The 18,585-nt window shown below is 59.6% G+C and carries 25 protein-coding genes and 1 pseudogene; 25 read left to right on the top strand and 1 reads right to left on the bottom strand.

Annotation, left to right across the window (positions count from 1 at the left end):
• Window positions 1–29: 29 nt before the first annotated feature.
• The 20 genes and pseudogenes from PSEBG33_RS20265 (at window position 30) to PSEBG33_RS26995 (ending at window position 11,739) form a co-directional block, all read left to right on the top strand.
• A complete protein-coding gene (locus PSEBG33_RS20265) occupies window positions 30–401 on the top strand; it encodes a hypothetical protein (RefSeq protein WP_005785634.1) in 372 nt (123 codons plus the stop codon).
• Window positions 401–739, top strand: a complete 339-nt coding sequence (locus PSEBG33_RS20260; RefSeq protein ID WP_032803319.1) for a hypothetical protein — start codon at window positions 401–403, stop codon at window positions 737–739. Before PSEBG33_RS20265 ends, PSEBG33_RS20260 begins: the two co-directional genes overlap by 1 nt.
• 49 nt (window positions 740–788) lie before the next feature.
• A complete protein-coding gene (locus tag PSEBG33_RS20255) occupies window positions 789–998 on the top strand; it encodes a hypothetical protein (RefSeq protein ID WP_005785637.1) in 210 nt (69 codons plus the stop codon).
• Window positions 999–1,306: 308 nt separating this feature from the next.
• Window positions 1,307–1,378, top strand: a pseudogene (locus tag PSEBG33_RS30055) (hypothetical protein); the annotation flags it as partial.
• A gap of 114 nt (window positions 1,379–1,492) precedes the next feature.
• Window positions 1,493–1,876, top strand: a complete 384-nt coding sequence (locus PSEBG33_RS29480; protein ID WP_198287279.1) for a hypothetical protein — start codon at window positions 1,493–1,495, stop codon at window positions 1,874–1,876.
• Window positions 1,851–3,131: a terminase large subunit domain-containing protein gene (locus tag PSEBG33_RS20245; RefSeq protein WP_032803321.1), complete on the top strand. Its 1,281-nt coding sequence runs from the start codon at window positions 1,851–1,853 to the stop codon at window positions 3,129–3,131. The genes PSEBG33_RS29480 and PSEBG33_RS20245 overlap by 26 nt, the downstream gene beginning before the upstream one ends.
• Window positions 3,128–4,483 carry a DUF1073 domain-containing protein gene (locus tag PSEBG33_RS20240; RefSeq protein ID WP_005785644.1) on the top strand — a complete coding sequence of 452 codons (1,356 nt, stop codon included), beginning with the start codon at window positions 3,128–3,130 and terminating at the stop codon, window positions 4,481–4,483. Before PSEBG33_RS20245 ends, PSEBG33_RS20240 begins: the two co-directional genes overlap by 4 nt.
• Entirely contained in the window at window positions 4,480–5,610 is a 1,131-nt protein-coding gene (locus tag PSEBG33_RS20235; protein ID WP_005785646.1) for a DUF2213 domain-containing protein, read from the top strand. The genes PSEBG33_RS20240 and PSEBG33_RS20235 overlap by 4 nt, the downstream gene beginning before the upstream one ends.
• Window positions 5,611–5,620: 10 nt before the next feature.
• Complete coding sequence (locus tag PSEBG33_RS20230; RefSeq protein WP_005785648.1) at window positions 5,621–6,100, top strand: structural cement protein Gp24; 480 nt, start codon at window positions 5,621–5,623, stop codon at window positions 6,098–6,100.
• A gap of 1 nt (window position 6,101) precedes the next feature.
• On the top strand, window positions 6,102–7,064 hold the full coding sequence (locus tag PSEBG33_RS20225) for a DUF2184 domain-containing protein (RefSeq protein WP_005785649.1): 963 nt from the start codon (window positions 6,102–6,104) through the stop codon (window positions 7,062–7,064).
• Between the two features lie 12 nt (window positions 7,065–7,076).
• On the top strand, window positions 7,077–7,256 hold the full coding sequence (locus PSEBG33_RS20220) for a hypothetical protein (RefSeq protein ID WP_005785651.1): 180 nt from the start codon (window positions 7,077–7,079) through the stop codon (window positions 7,254–7,256).
• Window positions 7,257–7,299: 43 nt separating this feature from the next.
• A complete protein-coding gene (locus PSEBG33_RS29275) occupies window positions 7,300–7,458 on the top strand; it encodes a hypothetical protein (RefSeq protein WP_005785653.1) in 159 nt (52 codons plus the stop codon).
• A gap of 36 nt (window positions 7,459–7,494) precedes the next feature.
• Entirely contained in the window at window positions 7,495–8,016 is a 522-nt protein-coding gene (locus PSEBG33_RS20215; RefSeq protein ID WP_005785656.1) for a DnaT-like ssDNA-binding protein, read from the top strand.
• Entirely contained in the window at window positions 8,013–9,068 is a 1,056-nt protein-coding gene (locus PSEBG33_RS20210) for a hypothetical protein (RefSeq protein WP_005785658.1), read from the top strand. Before PSEBG33_RS20215 ends, PSEBG33_RS20210 begins: the two co-directional genes overlap by 4 nt.
• Window positions 9,068–9,454: a hypothetical protein gene (locus tag PSEBG33_RS20205; protein ID WP_005785660.1), complete on the top strand. Its 387-nt coding sequence runs from the start codon at window positions 9,068–9,070 to the stop codon at window positions 9,452–9,454. Before PSEBG33_RS20210 ends, PSEBG33_RS20205 begins: the two co-directional genes overlap by 1 nt.
• Window positions 9,454–9,900 carry an HK97 gp10 family phage protein gene (locus PSEBG33_RS20200; protein ID WP_005785661.1) on the top strand — a complete coding sequence of 149 codons (447 nt, stop codon included), beginning with the start codon at window positions 9,454–9,456 and terminating at the stop codon, window positions 9,898–9,900. Before PSEBG33_RS20205 ends, PSEBG33_RS20200 begins: the two co-directional genes overlap by 1 nt.
• Window positions 9,897–10,313 carry a phage tail terminator-like protein gene (locus tag PSEBG33_RS20195; protein ID WP_005785663.1) on the top strand — a complete coding sequence of 139 codons (417 nt, stop codon included), beginning with the start codon at window positions 9,897–9,899 and terminating at the stop codon, window positions 10,311–10,313. Before PSEBG33_RS20200 ends, PSEBG33_RS20195 begins: the two co-directional genes overlap by 4 nt.
• Window positions 10,314–10,384: 71 nt before the next feature.
• The gene (locus tag PSEBG33_RS20190) at window positions 10,385–11,038 is read left to right on the top strand and encodes a phage tail protein (protein WP_005785665.1); all 654 of its coding nucleotides are present in this window, start codon (window positions 10,385–10,387) and stop codon (window positions 11,036–11,038) included.
• A gap of 3 nt (window positions 11,039–11,041) precedes the next feature.
• On the top strand, window positions 11,042–11,425 hold the full coding sequence (locus PSEBG33_RS20185) for a phage tail assembly chaperone (protein ID WP_005785667.1): 384 nt from the start codon (window positions 11,042–11,044) through the stop codon (window positions 11,423–11,425).
• 62 nt (window positions 11,426–11,487) lie between these two features.
• Window positions 11,488–11,739: a DUF1799 domain-containing protein gene (locus PSEBG33_RS26995; RefSeq protein ID WP_032803323.1), complete on the top strand. Its 252-nt coding sequence runs from the start codon at window positions 11,488–11,490 to the stop codon at window positions 11,737–11,739.
• A 226-nt stretch (window positions 11,740–11,965) separates the two neighbouring features.
• On the opposite strand, the gene PSEBG33_RS27000 is transcribed toward PSEBG33_RS26995, so the two are convergent.
• A complete protein-coding gene (locus tag PSEBG33_RS27000; RefSeq protein WP_232289409.1) occupies window positions 11,966–12,568 on the bottom strand; it encodes a hypothetical protein in 603 nt (200 codons plus the stop codon).
• A gap of 648 nt (window positions 12,569–13,216) precedes the next feature.
• On the opposite strand from PSEBG33_RS27000, the gene PSEBG33_RS20180 reads away from it, so the two are divergent.
• The 5 genes from PSEBG33_RS20180 to PSEBG33_RS20160 are packed head-to-tail and all read left to right on the top strand — an operon-like array spanning window position 13,217 to window position 18,578.
• Entirely contained in the window at window positions 13,217–16,141 is a 2,925-nt protein-coding gene (locus PSEBG33_RS20180; protein WP_005785674.1) for a phage tail tape measure protein, read from the top strand.
• Window positions 16,142–16,143: 2 nt separating this feature from the next.
• Window positions 16,144–16,482: a phage tail protein gene (locus tag PSEBG33_RS20175; RefSeq protein ID WP_005785677.1), complete on the top strand. Its 339-nt coding sequence runs from the start codon at window positions 16,144–16,146 to the stop codon at window positions 16,480–16,482.
• 10 nt (window positions 16,483–16,492) lie between these two features.
• Window positions 16,493–17,242, top strand: coding sequence for a phage minor tail protein L (locus PSEBG33_RS20170; RefSeq protein WP_005785679.1), 750 nt, complete (start codon window positions 16,493–16,495; stop codon window positions 17,240–17,242).
• Between the two features lie 2 nt (window positions 17,243–17,244).
• Entirely contained in the window at window positions 17,245–18,000 is a 756-nt protein-coding gene (locus tag PSEBG33_RS20165) for a C40 family peptidase (RefSeq protein WP_005785681.1), read from the top strand.
• Window positions 17,997–18,578 (top strand): tail assembly protein, encoded by a 582-nt coding sequence (locus tag PSEBG33_RS20160; RefSeq protein WP_005785683.1) that lies wholly within the window; start codon window positions 17,997–17,999, stop codon window positions 18,576–18,578. The genes PSEBG33_RS20165 and PSEBG33_RS20160 overlap by 4 nt, the downstream gene beginning before the upstream one ends.
• The last annotated feature ends 7 nt before the right edge of the window (window positions 18,579–18,585 follow it).

The following is an 18,585-nucleotide window of genomic DNA, read 5'->3' on the forward strand; positions in this document are numbered from 1 at the left end:
AACGGCCAACCTATACCGATGGAGTGAAGATGGATCCTACTGACCTCGGCCCAGGCACAGCTACCTGGCTGGGCGGTACTGGAACCGTATTACTGGGCGGCTTTCTGTGGTTGAGGAAATTCCTCTCCAAGGATGCAACTGACCGGGCAATGGATAATGCCGACATTGGCACCGTCCGCCGGCTGAATGAGCTGCTCGACACCGAGCGTGCCAGAGCGAACGCCGCTGAGGCCCGCGCTGACCAGTTCGCCAAAGAGCGCAACGAGCTCGCCGCCACTGTGGGGCGCATGGAAGGCAAGGTGGAAGCCTTGGCCAGCCAGATCGCCACGCTCACTGAGAAGGTCACAACGCAGAGCGCAGAGATCGCCAGGCTGCGCTCTCAGCTCGGAGGTATCGCTTAATGGATCGTTGCGCAATGGAGTTCATCGCTCGCCGCTGGTGGCGCCGGGCAGAGATCTGGGTAGTCGCGTTAATGTTGGTCACAGGTGGCGGGATCCTCGGCTACCAGGCAGGCGTGTGGTCCGCCAGTAGCGAGCAGACCAAGCAGCTTGCTGAGGTGCGCGCCGCGTATGACGCCGCCCTGGGCAAGCGTGACCTACGCCTGACCAACCTGGCCGAGAAGACGCAGGACGCAGCCGTGAAGGTGCAAGACGCTTCACGCTCCGCAGTCCAGGCAGCTGATACGGCGAGCAAGGCGGCTGAGAAGGTCAACGAAGCGGTAGAGCGTCAGTCGCCGTAACCCGCGCCACGTTTTCGTATGCGCCAAATCGTGGCGCGAGATAGGTCACATGAAAGTAATCGTAACCAAGCTCCTGGGATCGGCTGAAGTCGAGTTCCTGCGCAAGGGCGTGGTCGTTCACCGCGAGCGATTCACCGGCAAGACCAACTCTCGGTACGAGCGCACCATCGCGACCCGGGAAGAGTTCGATGCTCACCGGTGCCGGTTTGTGACGGCCATGCCTGCTGATCGGGCATTCCAGTATGAGGTTGCACCGTGACTCCCACCAGGTGCGCTGCTTGCAATGGGTGCGGAGTGTCGTTGATTACGGATCAGCGCATTCCAATGTGCGGTACGTGCCAGGCAGTTAAGCCTCCTGAGCCGCCGCCGATGCGCCAATCAACGGCGTCGATGGCGCTAAGTATTGACTCGCTGCTGGTCATGCTGGTGTTCGTCGCCGGTATGGCGATAGGAGCCAAGATGGTCGGCGGCTGGTGAGGGAAAAATCAATCGAATGGTCGTTGAATGACGTTCGAATGCATTGAATGAATCGTTCTGCGAAAACCAACCCCATGAATGAGGCTGACTATGGCCCTATGCGGCGCATCCAAGCGCGGCAACGGGGAACCATGCAAGCGTCACGCGATACCGGGTTCCTCTCGCTGCAAGCTACACGGCGGCAAGAGTTCAGGCCCCAAGGAACAGAGGGGCAACAAGAACGCTGCAAAGCCCGGCTCGATCTACAGCCGATTCCTCACTGACGAAGAGAACGACATGCTTGCCAGCATTGAGCTGGGGCGCGTGGACGATGAGCTGCGGCTGACTCGAGTGCGCTTGATGCGTGCCCTGGCCAGGGAGAACGAATTCGGCAACACGCTTGAGGTGGAATCGGAGAAGGAAGAGCCGATCCTTGTCAGTGGCAAGGAGACCTCGCTCACATCGATAACGACTACGAGCAAGGTTCGCGACTACTCCAGCCTGATTGACCGGCTTACTGCCCGTGTCGAGAGCCTGGAGCGGACAAAGGAAGACCTGGAAACGCGCCGCCTTACCAACGAGAAGCTGCGCCGCGAACTGGAAGACCCGAATAAGGGCCTGCCCGAGCCCAAGCAAGTAATTATCGGGGTGGAAGATGCAAGCTGTCCTGATGCTGAATAAGCCCCAGTTCGAGTTCATCAAAAGCCACAAGAAGTTCATGGCGTTCGTTGGTGGGTACCGGAGTGGCAAGACGTTTGTAGGTTGCGTGCGCATGTGCGTAAACGCGCTGGAGTTCCCAGGCATACCCCAGGGCTACTTCGCGCCGACCTATCCGCAGATCGCGGACATCTTCTACGACACCATGCCGGTGGTTGCTGAGGCTTTCGGCCTATTCGCTGACATCGTGCCGAGCAAGAAGCGCGTGTACCTGCGCGATAACCGCGGCCGGTGCCTGTCCACGATCGTCTGCAAGAGCATGGAGCACCCGCACCGCATCGTGGGCTTCAACATTGCGCATGCGCTTGTCGATGAGATCGACTGCATGCCGATCAAGAAGGCTGACAGCGCCTGGAAGAAGATCATCGCGCGGATGTCCACTGTGTGGCCTGGCCGGGACATGAACACCATCGACGTCACCACGACGCCGGAGGGCTTCAACTGGGTGTACCGCAAGTTCGTCAAGGAGCTTGCATCCAATCCAAGTCAGAGGCCCCTGTACGGCATCGTGCACGCCTCCACGCGGCAGAATGCCAAGAACCTGCCGAAGGACTACATCAAGTCGCTGCGGGAGTCTTACCCATCGAACCTGGTGGACGCCTACATTGACGGCCTGTTCGTCAACCTCACCTCTGGCAGCGTGTACCCGAGCTTCTGCCGAAAGCAGAACCACACGGACGCAACGATCCGCCCAGGCGAGCAACTGCACGTCGGCATGGACTTCAACATCAACCGTATGGCCGCGACGATCCACGTCATCCGCGACGGCCTGCCCATGCTGCTGGAAGAGGCGACCAGCCTTTTCGATACGCCGGCGATGATTGTCGAGCTGAAACGCCGCTTCCCTGGCCACAGCATCACGGTATACCCGGATGCCAGCGGCAAGAACCGCAAGAGCGTGAACGGCAGCGAGTCGGACCACAGCCTTCTCCGCGCCGCCGGCTTCATGGTGATGGTGAATCCATCCAACCCGATTGTCCGTGATCGCGTGCTGGCAGTGAACGCCATGTTCCTGAACATAGACCAGAAGCGCCGCTACCTGGTGAACACCGACAACTGCCCAGTAACCACCCAGGTGCTGGAGCAACAGGCATACACCGAAAACGGCGAACCCAACAAGGACGGCACTGAAGACCCGGTCGACGCACTCGGCTACTTCATTGTCCAGCGCTTCCCGATTGCGGGCAGCTACACACTCGCAAACGTGAGCAACTCATGAGCGCATTCAGCTACCTGAAAGACAGCCTGCAGAACCTGGTCGCAGGACTGGGTACTGCGCGCGACAAGGCATCCCACTCGCACTACGCCATCCCGGAGATGGACGATCAGCAGTTGCTGAACGCCTTCCGTGGTTCGTGGACTGCACAGAAGGGCGTGACCATCCCCGCGGTGGACGCGTGCCGTAACTGGCGCAGCTGGCAAGCCGATAAGGGGCAGATCGAGCTGATCGAGGCCGAGGAAGAACGCCTGAACGTCAAGGGCAAAATCCTTGAGGCCCTATTGAAGGCCCGCCTGTTCGGTGGTGCTGCTGTGTTCATCGGCACCGGGGAGCGAGACACGGCATCCGAGCTGAACCCTGAGCGCGTGCGGCAGGGAGGCGTTAAATACCTCACTGTTATGACCCGCCGGCAACTCAGCGCGACGGAGATTGAACAAGATCCCCAGAGCCCACGCTTTGGCAAGCCCAAGGCTTACCGGTTACCGGGCAGCATGGTTGAGATCCATCCATCGCGCTTGGTGATCTTCGTCGGCACACCACACCCAGACCCTGAACTGGCCATGGGTGCCGCCTTTGGCTGGGGTGACTCGGTGCTGCTGGCCGCGATGCCTGCGGTGCGTCACTACGACGAGACGGTCGCGAACGTGGTCAGCCTGGTCTACGAGGCCAAGATCGACGTCATCAACATCCCAAACCTGATGGCGAGCATGCAGGACAAGAACTACGAGCGCTTGCTGCTGGAGCGCTTGCGCCTCGCTGCTACCGCCAAGGGTATCAACGGCGCGCTGATCCTCGACGGCAACGAAACCCACAGTTCCAAGTCGGCCAGCTTCGGCACTCTGCCTGAGGTGATCGCCAAGACGGAGCAGGGCGTGTCCGGCGCGTTCGATATCCCGGGCACCCGCATGTTCGGCCAGTCCTCCACCGGGCTGGGTGCAAACGGCGAAGAGAACACCCGCAACTACTACGACAACGTCGCATCGCGCCAGAAGCTGGAGATCAAGCCAGCCATGAGCGTGCTGGATGAATGCCTGATCCGATCAGCGCTGGGCAGTCGGCCCAGGGAGATCCACTACTCATGGGCGCCACTGTGGCAGGCCACGGCCAAGGAGCGGGCAGACATCGGCAAGACCACCGCCGACACCATCAAGGCGCTGAAGGACTCGGGCCTGTTCCCTGAGGACGCGCTATCAGCTGCATCGGTGAACCTGTTGGTGGAGCTGAGCGTGATGCCTGGGCTGGAAGCGGCCATCGACCAGTTCGGGGCTGAGATGCCGGACGAAGAGGTAGGCGGCGACCTCCCGACGTCACCAGCCCCCGAAAAAACCGACACTGAGGGACTCGACCCATGATCTTTACCGACTCCGTGCCTGTCTCCGGTGTTCGACGCACGGCAGACGGCTACCTGGTGGCCGAGGCCTTCGTCGCCCGCACCGGCATTCAGGATTACCTAGGCTCCGAGATTGACCCAGACAACGAACACGGGCTGCGTGATGTACCAATCGTCAAGGTTTACCGGCCTGAGAGCTCGGTGTTCCACAAGGACGCGATGAACTCCTACGCCTACCGCCCCATGACCAACGACCACCCAGGCGGCGACGGCGTCAATTCCAAGAACTGGAAGGACGTGGCTGTCGGCAACACTGGCGGCGAGGTCATCCGTGATGGTCAGCGGGTGAAGGTGCCGCTGGTCCTCATGGATGCCAAGGCCATCTCGGACTTCGAGGCTGGCAAACGACAACTTTCCATGGGCTATGGCGCTGAAATCATCTTCCAGGATGGCGTAACGCCAGAGGGCGATGCGTATCACGTCAGCCTGGGCCCAATGAAAATGAATCACCTCAGCCTGGTGCACAGCGCGCGGGCTGGCGAAGAGTTTCGTATCGGTGATAGCAAACCAAATACCCCAACAGGAGGCCATGACATGGCTGATGCACTGCGAAAACTCCTTGTCGATGGCATCTCCATTGATGTCACCGAGCAAGGCGCCCAGGCCATCGAGAAGCTGAACACCAAGCTTGCCGACGCTGCCACCGCCACCAAGACCCTGACCGACGCGCACGCTACTGCAATCGCGCTGAAGGATGGTGAACTGGCCAAGAAGGACGATGAGATCACCAAGCTGAAAGCAGCTGTGATCAGCGATGCCGACATCGACAAGCGCGTCACCGCCCGTGCCGATCTGCTCACCAAGGCCAAAACCATCGCCGATGCCGACTATACCGGCAAGACCGATGCCGAGATCCGCAAGGCCGTGGTCATCGCCAAGCTGGGTGATGCAGCCGTAACGGGCAAGGCGGACGCCTACATCGACGCGCGCTTCGAGATCCTGGTGGAAGACGCCGCGAAAGACCCGGCCGGCGACACCTTCCGCAAGCACATGATTCAGCAGGACGGCAAGACCGTCGGCGACGAATCGGAAAAAGCACGTCTGCAGATGATTGTCGACATGCAAACCGCCCACCTGCCGAAGGCATAAGGAGCACACCATGGCTACTTACCAAACCACCTACACCAACGCTCCAGCCAAGGGCGTGCCCGGCCTGGTCGCCAACGAAGAGAAGTGCAACAAGATCAGCCGCACCGTCTCGAACGCTGAAGGCATTGTCTTCGGCGCGCCTGGCTTCCGTGTGGCTGGTGCTGGCAACGATCACAAGATCGCCGCCACTGGCACCCTGTTCCTGGGCCTGGCCGTGCTGAGCGCAGCCGTACCGCCTGTGGCGACCGGTTCCACTCTGATCGACGGTTACCCGCGTGACTTCACTGGCGCGTTCATGACCGATGGCCAGATGTACGTAACCGCCGGCGCCGCTGTTGTGCCAGGCGATGACGTCTACTACGTCGCCGCGACCAATCGCTACGTCACGACCGCCGCTGAAGGCGCAGTGTTGATCCCTGGTGCCATCTTCGACACCACCGGTGCGAACGGCGACATCGTCGAAATCTCCCTCAAACATCGGAGCGCTTAACATGCCTCAAGTTTTCGAAGACGCTCAGTCGGCGTTCCCGTTCGTTCTGGCCCAGGGCCGGAACATCGAAACGCGCATCTACACGCGCCGCTACCCGACGTTTAACTACGCCGCGAGCATTCCAGTGGTCACTGAAGGCGCTCCATGGGCTATCGGCACCACGTTCTTCACCGTCGATACCGCTGGTGAAGCCAAGTTCCTGTCGGGTTCGGGTACTGACATGCCGTTCAACTCGGCCACCCATGACCAGGCATCGCACGACTTCGCCATGATCGGCTCCGGCTGGGAATGGAACCTGGAAGAAGTGAACCAGGCCCAGCTGTACGGCATCAACCTGAGCGGCACCAAGGCTGATTCGGCCGCCGATAAGGTTGAGCGCCTGCTGAACAGCATTGCTTTCGTCGGTAGCACCGAGAAGCGCTGGACCGGCCTGCTGAACGACGGCAACGTGTCCCGTGTGGATGCGGCTGCGTCCGGCACTGCTGGTTCGACCTACTGGACCGCCAAAGACGTCGACCTGATCATGGCCGATGTGAACGGCTTGCTGGGAAGCATCCGCACCAACACTGGCGAAGTCGAGTGGGCAGACACCCTGCGTATGCCGCCTGATGCATTCCGCGCTGTGGCAACCAAGCGCATGGGTGCTGGCGATGGCTTCATGACGGTTCTGGAATACATGCGCCGCAACAACATCTACACCGCCGAAACCGGCCTGCCGCTGGACATCGCGCCGCTGCGTGAGGCCCGTAACGCTTCGCAGGATGGTGGTGGTCGCCTGGTTGCGTACCGCAAGGACCCAGAAGTGGTTCGCTTCCACCTGCCGATGCCACGCCGCGTCCTGGCCCCGCGCCAGAAGTCCATCATGGGCTTCGAAACCGGCATCATCGCCCGTACCGGCGGCACAGAAATTCGTCTCCCGGGCGCCGTGGCGTACCTCGACGAAATCACCCCGCCCGTAGCCTGATAGGAGGTCGACATGAAAGTGACCAATAACTCGAAGGCGCTGCAGGGCGTGCATACGAAGTCTGGCGTTCAATACATCGCGCCAGGCGACTCCGTCGATGTAGACCTCACCGAAGCGGGTCTGAAGGGCGCCAAGCGCCTGGACTTCCTTGCCGTCGGCGAGGCCAAGAAAGCTGACAGCGACAAAAAGTAAATCCCGGAGCGGTTCGCCGCTCCACTTATTCGAGGATTCGAACATGAGCCAAATCAAAGCAGAGCGCTCCGGCCATATCGCGGTCGTGACAGGCCCAGGCTTCGAGTATCAGAAATGCGGCGACCTGGCAGTATTTAAGCAGACCGGCAAGGTTCCATCCCTGCGCGCCGCCAAGGCGTTTTGCAAAATGTTCGCCTCCTGACCCAAGGCCTTCGGGCCACCTATTCGAGATATCCCGATGCCTGATTTCTACGGTTCCGTCGCAGCTGCCGACGCCTATCACGCTGCGCGCGCTAATACCGCCTGGGCCGGCGATGAAGTGGCGAAGCAGGCCGCGCTGATCCGGGCATCGGCCTACATAGACGGTCGCTACCGGAAGCTGTTGGATTCTGGCGTGTGGCAGTCATTGTTCCCCGGCGTGAAGACTGAGGGCAGAGGGCAAGCCAGGGAGTGGCCGCGCACAGGCGCTTATGACTATGAAGGTCACCCGATCCCAGCGGACCAAGTGCCGATTGAGGTCGAGCAAGCAACGTACGAAGCCGGTCTTCGTGAGCTGGTCAGCCCTGGCAGCCTCAGCCCTGACTTCGTGTCCGCCTCAATGGTCAAGCGTGAGAAGGTCGGGCCTTTGGAAACTGAATTCGCCGTATCGGTGGGTGCGGACGCGGCCAGCTCGGTGCGACCGGTGATTAGCATCATCGACGAGATGATTGCACCGGTGCTGGTGGCTCGCTACACGCTGCCTGCGGTGTTTACGGTATGACCCCGGCGCAGATCATCCAGGCCATCGAAGGAATGGAGCCTGCGATGCAGCGGGCCTATCTGGAGCAGGTCAAGACGGTGGTCGGCGCGGCGACGGTTGCAGAAGTTGAGCGCCTGATCGCGGAAGAGGATGAAGAGGGCCTGGTCTCGCTGCTCAGCCTGGGAGCGCTGTCCGTGTTCCTTGAGCTGGCGCGGTCGGTGTTCATCGCCGGCGCCAAGTACGAGGTTAAGGCGATCGCGATCCCCCGTGAGCTTGGGCGTTTTGAGTTCGATGCCAGGCAGCCCGCTGCTGAGAAGTGGGTGTCGGCCAAGGCGGAAGAGATCCGCGCCAACGCATCCATCGACGTCCGCGCCGCTATTCGCGAAGTGATGGCTACTCGCCGACGCGTGGTCGGGTGGCCCAGTGCACAGCCTGCTGCAGTGCAGGTGGGAGTCATCGCTACGCCGATGATTCGCACGCCTCGCCAGGCAGCGCTTGACCTCCTGGGCCGTGTAAGCGCTCAAACAGGCTCACGCTCAGGCGGCGTCATCGGCCTGCCTGGCAACTATGCCCAGTACGTCCTGAATGCTCGTGCCCAACTCCTGGGCGGCAATCCCGACGAGATGCGCAAGTACTTGCAGCGCAAGCGCCGGGACCGCCGCTTCGATGGGATCGTGAACAGAGCAATCAAGGCGGGAACGCCAGTCGCACAGGCTGACGTGGACAAGATCGCCGGTCGCTACGCTGATCGCCTGATGAAGACTTATGCCGAGATGTTGTCCAAGGCCGAGGCGCTGGAGTCATTCGGTGCCGGCCGCGACCAGGTGTATGAGCAGTTGATTGCTCAGGGCCTTGATCGTGATCTGGTAACGAAGACCTGGCGAGACCGAGGCGACAAGAAGGTCCGTCACACCCACTCAGTGATGGGCGGGCAAGAGGTTCAGAAGGATCAGCCATTCCAAAGCCCGAACGGTGCATTACTTAGGTATCCGGGCGATACGAGCCTCGGAGCTGGGTGGAGTGAGCGCGCCAACTGCCGCTGCTCGGCCATCTACAAGATAAGGCGCAAGTGATGCCAGATATCTATGACCGCGCAAAGGCCACGGCCACACGCATGCTCGCGCCGCGCAGCAAGGGCGGCAAAGGCCTGGAACTGGTGTTGCGCCGGGAGACATTGGGCGAATACGACCCAGACAATCCGCAGCCGCCTGGAGAGCTGGTGCTGAACGGCTCAGGCTTCCGCGAGGAATACGACGACAAGTACATCGATGGCACGCTGATCGTTCGCGGCGACGTCAAGCTGCTGGTCTCGCCGGTGCAGCTCAACGGAGCCGACATGCCTTTGCCACTGAGTAACGACCGTATCCAGTTCGATGGCACCACCTACACGGTGATCGCCGTCGGCCCATGGAATTATGCCGGCCTGGCGGTTGGCTTCGAGCTGCAGGTGCGTAAGTAATGGCTAAACCTCATCACATGACCAGCCGCTACGGCGGGCTAAATGGCAGTTTTGCTGAGAGTCTGGCAGCGTTCGCGGAGCAGACCAAGGAAGCCATCGACGATGTGTTCCGTGAGGTGGTGATCGAGATCGGCACTTCGGTCATCCGCCTGTCACCGGTGGACACTGGGCGCTTCAAAGGCAACTGGCAGTTTACCGTGGGCGCCCCTTCAAGTCAGAGCCTGGACACTTTCGACAAGTCCGGACACGAGACCATTGCCGCCCTGGTGGCCGAAGTCAGCAAGCTTGAGGCTGGGCAGGTTGCCTACATCGTCAACAACCTGGTGTATGCGATCCCGCTGGAATATGGGCACTCCCAGAAAAAAGCACCCTCTGGCATGGTGCAAATAACGCTTGCCCGCTTCCAGCAGATCGTTGAGGAAGCCATCAGGAATAACCAGGTATGAGCCATAACATCATTTCGGCCGCTTTCGAGTCGCGCCTGCTGGCCTGGGCCAAGGCTCGAACTAAGCCCCTTAAGGTGGTGGTCGAGAACGAGACCTACACACCGGCTTCCGGCGAGACGTACCTGAGGGCCTTCACGCTGCCGGCGGTGACAGCCAGCAACACGCTCGGCGGCGACCACCAGCTGTACGTCGGCGTGTTCCAGGTCAACATCGTGGCACCGTCCGGCAAGTACCGGACCGAGGCGAGCGGCATTGTTGATGAGCTGGCCGCGCTGTTCCCGGTGAATCTGCGTATCCCTCGCGCTGGTCTCGTCGCCATCGTGCTTACGCCGGTCGGCCCAGGCCCAGGCATCCCTGATGGCAACACCTTCACCGTGCCGGCCTCGTTCCAGTATCGAGCCGACACCAACTAATTCGCCCGTTGGGCAAACCCAGAACCCGCCACTGAGCGGGTTTTGTCATTTCTGCAAAGAGGAAACAACCAATGGCTTTCAAATTGCCCAACGGCGCTATTATGGAAATCGCGTCGGTGTTCAGTGCTGCTGTTCTGGCCACCGCCATCACCAACGCCAACCCTGCTGTTGTGTCCGCAGTTGCGCACACCCTGGAAGACGGCGATATCATCGTTGTGACATCCGGATGGACTCGGCTTAACGACCGCACCGCTCGTGTTGACGCAGCCCTGACGGATTCGTTTGCGCTTGAGGGCATTAACACCACCAAGACGAACGTGTACACGCCTGGCGCCGGGGTTGGCTCGGTGCGCGCCGTAAGCGGTTGGGCGCAGATCGCCCAAATCACTGAAGTCGCAACCAGTGGAGGTGATCAGCAGTTCACTACCTTCGGCTTCTTGGAAGACGATGACGACCGCCAATTGCCTACCACCAAATCGCCAATCAGCATGACTATTACCGTCGCCGATGACCCGTTGCTGCCTTATGTGCCGATCTGCGAAGCCGCGGACGAAGACAAGGAAGCGCGCGTGGTCCGGCTGAAACTGCCGAACGGCTCCGAGATCTACTACAACGCGTACGTCTCGATCACCTCTACGCCATCTCTGTCCCGCAACAACATCATGACCCGCACTATCACTCTGTCGCTGGCTTCGCGCCCGACTCGTTACCAGGCGGCGGCGTAACCCATGGCCAAGATCAAGATCGCTCCAAACCCAACGTTCAAGGCCAAGGTGCAGATCCCCCGCGTGGGTGGTGACGCGGTGGCGGTGGACTTCGAGTTCAAGTACCTCGACCGCATCGCGCTGTCGGCACTGTTCGACCGCTGGAACACCGCGCGGGACGAGCACGCAACCAAAGTGCAAGACGAGGGCATGTCCTGGCAGGACGCCACGGCCTCCGAAATCGCGCTGCAGGTGAATCAGCTTAAGGACATCGTCAGCGGCTGGGGCTTCGACGAAAAGCTTTCTGACGAGTCAATGACTGCGCTGGTTACCAGTTGCATCGGCGCGCCGCAGGCAGTGCTGGACGCCTACCAGGCTGCATACAAGCCGGCACGCCTGGGAAACTGACCGGCGCTGCCCGCATCCTTTACGAGCAGGGGCCGTCAGAGGCTGATCTGGCGGCCTTCGGCATGACCAAGGCCGACATCCCCGATGAAGAGTACGAGGTCTGGCCAGACAACTGGCCGGCCTTCCTGCTGTTCGAGGCGATGTCCACGCAGTGGCGTGTGGGTATGGGCGGCGCCGTGGGCCTGGATTACAGCGCACTTAAACCGGTGGCCAGCATGATCGGCCTCAAGCGGGAAGAGCTGGCACAGGCTTTCCCCGACCTTCGGATGATGGAGGCTGAAGCGCTGCTAGTGATGGGCGAGAGCCGCACGTAAAACAATCAATGTGACGCGGCATGGCCGCAGGAGGCGAGCGTGAGAGAACTATCAGATTGGCTCACAGCGCAAGGCTACGCAGACCTTGCGCGCTTTGCAGGGCGGTCGCCTCAGGAACTGGAACAGGTGATCGTAACCAGTGCGATGACTGAGGCTTCCATGGAGTACCTCTACAGTCTCTACGATCCGTTAATGTCCGCTCATCTGTTGGAAGATGTTTTTCGGATCATGGCTGTTCTTCAGCCGAAGGCTCTGGAATGTCGGAAATTGCCGACTTGATCTTGTCAAACATGGCGTCCAATGCCGACATGATTTGATTGGACATTTGTGAGGGGGGATTGGCAGCAATAATTGTGCTGATTGATCCTACGACACCGAATACCTGATGCAAGCCGAAAGAGATCGAACGCAGATCCTGAAGTGAATACGTTTTTTCGCTCTCGGTCGGCTTTTTCGCGAGGGTATTTCTTAACAGCGCCGCTTCTACTCCTGGCTCGCAAGGATTCCATTGCCAATGAGCAATCTCGTTTCTGTAGGTAGAAAGCTTCCGATACTGCGTGATCACCTTAAGGATGCGATCGCGAATGGCTGGATCTACATGATCGGTTTTATCGACAACAGCAGAGATGAAGTCTGCCATTGATGAGCCTTTTAGTTTTAATTGTTGAATCAGCACCAGGTTCGTTTGGTCGTTTGTCTTGGTGAGTTGTTGCATAAGAGCAGCGAGAGCGGGGTCGCAATTGGCGTGTGCAACGACAATTTCACCAATTTCTTGCTTCATCCTGTCGCTAGGGCCAGAGGAAACTCCGTAATTTGATTCGTCACTCACATTGACCTCCAGGTCATAAACGCGCCGATATTGGCGCAACCCCAGTCCTTGGGCTTGCAGGCGTAGGACTGGGGAATCCTTGCGTGTGGCAGGAGGCTACTACTGGCCGATGGTCGGGCGTTACTGGGGATTCGTACAGGCGGCTTTGGCGCTCCCCGTGGATGGTGGTAGATTGCCGCTATCTACAGGGAGGCAAGAGAATGCTCATATTGGCTTGGCTGGTTATGGCCATACTTACCGCAATAGCTGCAAACGCGAAGAATAGATCTGCGATAACGGGTTTCCTGGTGGGGGCATGCTTTCCACTTGCCGGCCTAATAGGCTTCTTGATTGTTAAGCCGCTTCCACAACGGGCAGGATCTATTCCAAAAGGTCTCCTTGTTACAAGCTCAGGTGAGCGCGAGTGCCCGCACTGTGCTGAACTTATCAAGATGCAGGCCAGCAAATGCAAGCATTGCTCCGCTGATGTCACCCCTATCACTGAAGAGCAAGCAAGGGTTGCGCACTCCCAGCTATATGAGCCAATGAGGCGAAGTCGAACACTAATCGTGTGTGCTATCGGGGTAGTGATAGTGACCGCTTCATATTTATACCAATCATGATTATTGAAACCCGCTAAGGCGGGTTTTTTTACGCCCGGAGAAAAGTATGACGTCGATTGCCGAGCTTGGGATCAAGGTCGATTCGACCGATGCAACGCAGGCGAGCTCTGACTTAGACAAGCTTGCTGCCGCAGGGTCCAGGGCGGAAAAGGCAGCCGAAGGTGTATCGAAGGGTGCGGACAAAGCCTCCGCGTCTTTGAAAAAACAGAAAGACGAGCTCGCCGATCTTCTTGGAGAAATTAACCCGACAGTAAAAGCTCTTGGCAGACTTGATGAACTGGAAGCGAAGCTCGCGCGGCACAAAGGCGTCGGCCTGGACGCGTCGACTTTCAGCGAATACCAAGGAAAAATTCAGCAGTCCAGAGAAGCTCTGGGCCGGTTTGATGACTCAATAAATCGTACTGGCAATACTGCAAAACAAAATGCCGCAGCTCTCAGGATGCTACCTGCACAGTTTTCGGACATTTTCGTTTCGCTGCAGGGCGGTCAAGCGCCGCTGACTGTTTTTCTCCAGCAAGGCTCGCAAATCAAAGATTCATTTGGCGGGATTGGAGCAGCAACCAAGGCCCTTGGTGGATACATCGGCGGGCTCATAAGCCCTGTCACTATAGCTGGCGCCGCTCTTGCTGGGCTGGGCCTGGCCTTCTACAGCGCTCAGAAAGAGGCCTCTGATTTCAATAAAGCGCTTTTCTCTGGAGCAGCGAGCACAAGCTTCACATCAGATGGACTCTCTTCCATCGCTACCGCTGCATCTGTACTGACAGGAAGCTTTTCGCAAGCAAAAGAGGCGGTAATGGCTCTCGCGGGCAGCGGCCGGCTCAGCGAGAAGCAGTTTGTGAGCCTCGCAAATGCCGCCGCGGCAATAGGTGAAGTTACCGGCAAGAGCGCTGGCGAGGTGGCAGCGTCTCTTGGGGGCATGGGCGATAACGCAACGAAAGCTGCGCAGAAAATCAGCTCTCAATACGGCCTTCTAACCGCCGCACAATACGAAGCTATCGCAGCGCTCGACGAGCAGGGCAAGAAGCAAGAAGCGCTCGACTTGCTTGGAGAAACACTTAACACCAATGCCCAGAAGCGTTTGGAGCGTTACAAGCAGTCGCTGTCTGGCGTAGAGGCCGGATGGGATGCGATCGGCAGCGCAATCAGCAGGGCGTATCGGAATGTCCGGTCCGAGTTGTTCCCGGATGCCAAAAAAGAAATAGAAATCCTTGAACGGATCATTAAGACCCGCCAAGACGGGGGCATTGCAGGTGCCATATCTTCCGGTTTGAGCAAGCTGAACTCTGGTCTAGGGCTGGCAGACGGCGAGAATGACGACTCCACGGCAGCGCTTCAAAAGCGTCTTGCAGGCCTGAAAGCTATCGCAGCGGCGAGCGAGAAAGCGGCGAAGGATCAGGGGGATGCTGATAGGGCAGAGCAAGCAAGGATTGACGCTATCGGGAAGTGGGATGCTCGCCAAAAGAGTAACCTAACAGGCCGAGCGAAGCTTGAAAGCGATATCAAAGACGCCAGACAGCTTGGCATGGAGGCTGGGCGCTCCGAGGTGGAGATCGAGAAAGAGATTGCAGGGATTCGAGAGAAATTCAATAAAAGTCAGCCTAAAAATGGCGTAGACCTCACCTCGTTCAATAGCGCAAAAAACAATCTATCTGACATCGTCAACGACTACAAAAACGCTCAGAAAGAGTTGGACGCGGAGCAGAAGCGCGGCGCTGTATCGCTAATTGACTATGCCAAGCAGCGGTCAGCCCTGATCAAGCAGGAAAGGGATGACGTAACTGCTGCATACCAGGCTGAGATCGATGCGCTGGAGGCGGCCAAGGCCAAAAAGGGTACAACCGCGGCGCAGAGCATCCAGATCGATCAGAAGATCGCCGATGCGCGGCAGGGGATGGTCAAGGCGCAGAAGGATGCAGACAGCCAGCTCAAAGTGCTCTCTTCGAACGAGAAGGGCCGCATTGAGCAGCTAACTGTTGCTTCGCAGGCGTACGTCGAGCAACTGGAGCGGCAACGCAGAGCGTTGTCACTCACGGGCGACCGAAACGCTTCGGCGGTCGGCATGGGTGACCGAGAGTCAGGCCTGCAGCGCGACCTTGATGCATCGCGTGACAAGTTCAACGACGAGCGCGCCAAGCTGCTGGATCGACGCAAGACCGCTCCGGACAAGTACAGTAAGGAGGACTACGAGAACGACCTGGACAGTCTTCAGGATGCCGAGGTTAAGTATCGGGACACTGTAGTCGACAACTACGGAAAGATGTCCGAGGCGCAAGGTGATTGGAGGAAGGGGGCAACCTCTGCCTACCACAACTATCTCGAGTCTGCGCGAGATGTCGCAGGGCAAACTCGCAGCCTGTTCACCAACGCTTTCAGCTCCATGGAAGACGCGGTGGCCAGCTTCGTCACCAACGGCAAGTTTTCGTTCGCTGACTTCACCAAATCGATCCTCGCTGATATGGCGCGGATCGCCACGCGGCAGGCTGCTTCCGGCTTGCTGTCGGGCCTGGCGGGCACTGCCATCGGCGCCTGGTTTGGCGGTGGGTCAGCGGCGGGAGCAGGTGCCGGCAGTTTTGGCTCAAGCATCGGCAGCGCTCTTGTAGAAGGGCGAGCATCTGGCGGCCCGGTTGATCCAAATACCCTGTACGAGGTAAACGAAAAGGGGCCAGAGCTGTTCAGTCAGGGCGGCCGGTCGTACTTGATGACCGGTGCGCAGGGCGGCAGCGTCACGCCGTTAATGACGGGCGGCAGCTCAATCATGGCTGCGGCCGGCGGTGGCGGAGGTGGAAACACCTACAACTTCCCCGTGTCGGTGTCCGTGCAAACGGCAGGCGCTGGCGGCAACGCAACGCAGGAAGACACCACGCAGCTCGGCAAGGGTATCCAGCAGGCCGCCAAGACCGAGGCAGAAACCGCTATTTCCAAAGGGTTGCAACCTGGCGGCTCAATCTGGCGCCTGATCAACGGGAGGTAACCATGGCGATTGAAACGTTCACTTGGCCCACCCAGCACGGAGAGGCGCCCGATATCACCTATCGGGTGCGCACCTCCCAGTTTGGGGATGGCTACAAGCAAGAGGTCGGGGATGGGATCAACAATAAGGTCGATGCCTACCCGATCACCCACACGGGCAATACCGCGACAGCAGCGGCCATGATGGCGTTCTTCGACCGGCATCAGGGTGCGAAGGCCTTCTTGTGGACCACGCCACTTGGCCAACTCGGCCTGTTCACCTGCAAGAACCCAACCCCTACGCCCATGGGCGGGGGCGTATTCAAAGTGACAGCGACGTTCGAGCGCGCTTTCCATCCGTAAAGGTCAATCCATGTCGCTGATCAATGCTATCCAGACCCTTGAGCCTGGCAACGAAGTCATGCTGTTCGAACTGGACGGCAGCGATTACGGCGCCGATGTTCTGCGCTTCCACGGCCATGCGATCCCGCATACACCTGCCGAACTGATCGCCGCCGGCGGCAACGCTGACCAGTTGCCGGCCAAGTCGATTTGGTGGAAGGGCGAAGAGTACGGTGCCTGGCCCATGCAGTACGAGGGCAGCGAGGCGAATGGCGACGGCACCGCGGTACGGCCCAAGCTTTCGGTCGGCAACGTGAACGGGCGAATCACCGCGCTTTGCTTGGCCTTCGAGGATCTGCTCGAGTTCAAGCTGACCATTCGCAATACGCTGGCCGAGTTTCTCGATGCCGTGAACTTCGAAGGCGGCAACCCCGCGGCCGATCCCACTCAGGAATCGATCGAGGTCTGGTATGTCGACCAGAAAACCAACGAGGACGGCGAGACAGTCAGCTGGGACCTGGCCAGTCCGGGCGATGTCGGCGGCGAGACGATCGGCAGGCAGATGACCACTCTGTGCCACTGGTGCCTGACGGGGGGTTACAGAGGCCCCAATTGCGGATACACGGGACCTTACGTCACGAAGGATGGCGTGGTCACCGACAACCCTGAACTGGATATGTGCGACGCCACCCTGGGCAAGGGATGTATCCCCCGCTTCGGCGAGGGCAACGCCTACCCATTCGGGGGCTACCCCGCCGTCTCCCTTATAGCCCGGAGCTGACCATGCGCAAACACATCATTGCGGCCATCCAGGCGCATGCGGCGGCCGAGTACCCGAAAGAGTGCTGCGGCCTGGTGCTGGCCGTAGGCCGAGCGCAGAAGTACTTCCAGTGCCGGAACATCGCAACAGAGCCAAACGAAGAGTTCAGGCTTGATCCAGAGGACTACGCTGCGGCGGAAGTCCAGGGCGAGGTGATCGGCATCGTTCACTCCCACCCAGACGCCACCAGCCGGCCGTCATCGCGCGACCTGGCCATGTGCGAGGCTACGGCCTTGCCCTGGCACATCCTGTCATGGCCTGAAGGCGACCTTCGCACCATCACGCCCACCGGCAGCACGCCGCTGCTCAAGCGACCGTTCGTGCATGGCGCTTGGGACTGTTGGCAGGTCTGCGCTGACTGGTACCAGCGTGAATGGGGACTGGAATTCGAAGCCTTCCAGCGCACCGAGGGATGGTGGGAGAGTGCAGACAGCACCAGCCTGTACGAGGCGAACTACGCCGCCGCCGGCTTCGAGCAAGTCGACACGCCGCAGCGCGGTGACATGATCGTAATGGAGGTAGGTCGCACGGCTCACCCGAACCACGCTGGGATATATCTGGGCACCGAACCGGCTCTGCCTGGTGAGGACTCCGGCGTGTTCGGCCCTGGGCCCTTCGTCCTGCACCACCTCTATGGCCGGCCATCAGAGGTGATCGTCTACGGCGGCCCTTGGCTTCAGCGAACCCGCTTAATTCTTCGACACAAGGAGGCCCGATGAGCGCCATCGTTTATTCGCCGATGACCACCATTAAGCTGTCCGGCTCGCTGGCTCAAAAATTCGGCAGGCTGCACCGGCGCCAGGTCGGGTCTGGCGACACTTGGGAGGTATTCCGGGCGCTGAAGGCCACGATTGACGGATTCGAGGCCGAGATTCGCCGCCTCGACCGCCTGGGCCTTCGCTTCGCCATCTTCCGCAATCGAAAGAACGCTGGCCTGGACCAGTTCGGCATGGGTGGTACTAAGGAAGTTAGGATTGTTCCAGTAGTTGAGGGCGCGAAGCGAGCAGGACTGCTACAGACGGTTCTCGGCGTCATCCTGATTGCCATGAGCACCATAACCAACGGCGCGACCCTGGCGCCGGGTATCGCGCTCACTGCCGGCGGCGTGATCCAGATGCTCAGCCCACAGGCTGCAGGCCTCAAGCAGAGTGCTTCGCCTGAAAACATGCCCAGCTACGCATTTGGCAGCGCCAAGAACACCACGGCCAGCGGCAACCCTGTCCCGATCTGCATCGGTGAGCGGCGGTGGGGCGGGGCAATCATCTCGGCATCGATCTACGCCGAAGACAAGACATAACCACGAC

This window comes from Pseudomonas synxantha BG33R, assembly GCF_000263715.2.
Lineage (GTDB): Bacteria > Pseudomonadota > Gammaproteobacteria > Pseudomonadales > Pseudomonadaceae > Aquipseudomonas > Aquipseudomonas synxantha_A.

Coding starts and splice junctions, on each gene's coding strand:
- PSEBG33_RS20215 (WP_005785656.1), top strand. CDS start 7,495: ATGCCTGATTTCTACGGTTCCGTCGCAGCTGCCGACGCCTATCACGCT.
- PSEBG33_RS29275 (WP_005785653.1), top strand. CDS start 7,300: ATGAGCCAAATCAAAGCAGAGCGCTCCGGCCATATCGCGGTCGTGACA.
- PSEBG33_RS20240 (WP_005785644.1), top strand. CDS start 3,128: ATGAGCGCATTCAGCTACCTGAAAGACAGCCTGCAGAACCTGGTCGCA.
- PSEBG33_RS20190 (WP_005785665.1), top strand. CDS start 10,385: ATGGCTTTCAAATTGCCCAACGGCGCTATTATGGAAATCGCGTCGGTG.
- PSEBG33_RS20175 (WP_005785677.1), top strand. CDS start 16,144: ATGGCGATTGAAACGTTCACTTGGCCCACCCAGCACGGAGAGGCGCCC.
- PSEBG33_RS29480 (WP_198287279.1), top strand. CDS start 1,493: ATGCTTGCCAGCATTGAGCTGGGGCGCGTGGACGATGAGCTGCGGCTG.
- PSEBG33_RS20265 (WP_005785634.1), top strand. CDS start 30: ATGGATCCTACTGACCTCGGCCCAGGCACAGCTACCTGGCTGGGCGGT.
- PSEBG33_RS20200 (WP_005785661.1), top strand. CDS start 9,454: ATGGCTAAACCTCATCACATGACCAGCCGCTACGGCGGGCTAAATGGC.
- PSEBG33_RS20255 (WP_005785637.1), top strand. CDS start 789: ATGAAAGTAATCGTAACCAAGCTCCTGGGATCGGCTGAAGTCGAGTTC.
- PSEBG33_RS20170 (WP_005785679.1), top strand. CDS start 16,493: ATGTCGCTGATCAATGCTATCCAGACCCTTGAGCCTGGCAACGAAGTC.
- PSEBG33_RS20185 (WP_005785667.1), top strand. CDS start 11,042: ATGGCCAAGATCAAGATCGCTCCAAACCCAACGTTCAAGGCCAAGGTG.
- PSEBG33_RS26995 (WP_032803323.1), top strand. CDS start 11,488: ATGACCAAGGCCGACATCCCCGATGAAGAGTACGAGGTCTGGCCAGAC.
- PSEBG33_RS20165 (WP_005785681.1), top strand. CDS start 17,245: ATGCGCAAACACATCATTGCGGCCATCCAGGCGCATGCGGCGGCCGAG.
- PSEBG33_RS20160 (WP_005785683.1), top strand. CDS start 17,997: ATGAGCGCCATCGTTTATTCGCCGATGACCACCATTAAGCTGTCCGGC.
- PSEBG33_RS20260 (WP_032803319.1), top strand. CDS start 401: ATGGATCGTTGCGCAATGGAGTTCATCGCTCGCCGCTGGTGGCGCCGG.
- PSEBG33_RS20235 (WP_005785646.1), top strand. CDS start 4,480: ATGATCTTTACCGACTCCGTGCCTGTCTCCGGTGTTCGACGCACGGCA.
- PSEBG33_RS20225 (WP_005785649.1), top strand. CDS start 6,102: ATGCCTCAAGTTTTCGAAGACGCTCAGTCGGCGTTCCCGTTCGTTCTG.
- PSEBG33_RS20230 (WP_005785648.1), top strand. CDS start 5,621: ATGGCTACTTACCAAACCACCTACACCAACGCTCCAGCCAAGGGCGTG.
- PSEBG33_RS20195 (WP_005785663.1), top strand. CDS start 9,897: ATGAGCCATAACATCATTTCGGCCGCTTTCGAGTCGCGCCTGCTGGCC.
- PSEBG33_RS20205 (WP_005785660.1), top strand. CDS start 9,068: ATGCCAGATATCTATGACCGCGCAAAGGCCACGGCCACACGCATGCTC.
- PSEBG33_RS20220 (WP_005785651.1), top strand. CDS start 7,077: ATGAAAGTGACCAATAACTCGAAGGCGCTGCAGGGCGTGCATACGAAG.
- PSEBG33_RS20210 (WP_005785658.1), top strand. CDS start 8,013: ATGACCCCGGCGCAGATCATCCAGGCCATCGAAGGAATGGAGCCTGCG.
- PSEBG33_RS20180 (WP_005785674.1), top strand. CDS start 13,217: ATGACGTCGATTGCCGAGCTTGGGATCAAGGTCGATTCGACCGATGCA.
- PSEBG33_RS20245 (WP_032803321.1), top strand. CDS start 1,851: ATGCAAGCTGTCCTGATGCTGAATAAGCCCCAGTTCGAGTTCATCAAA.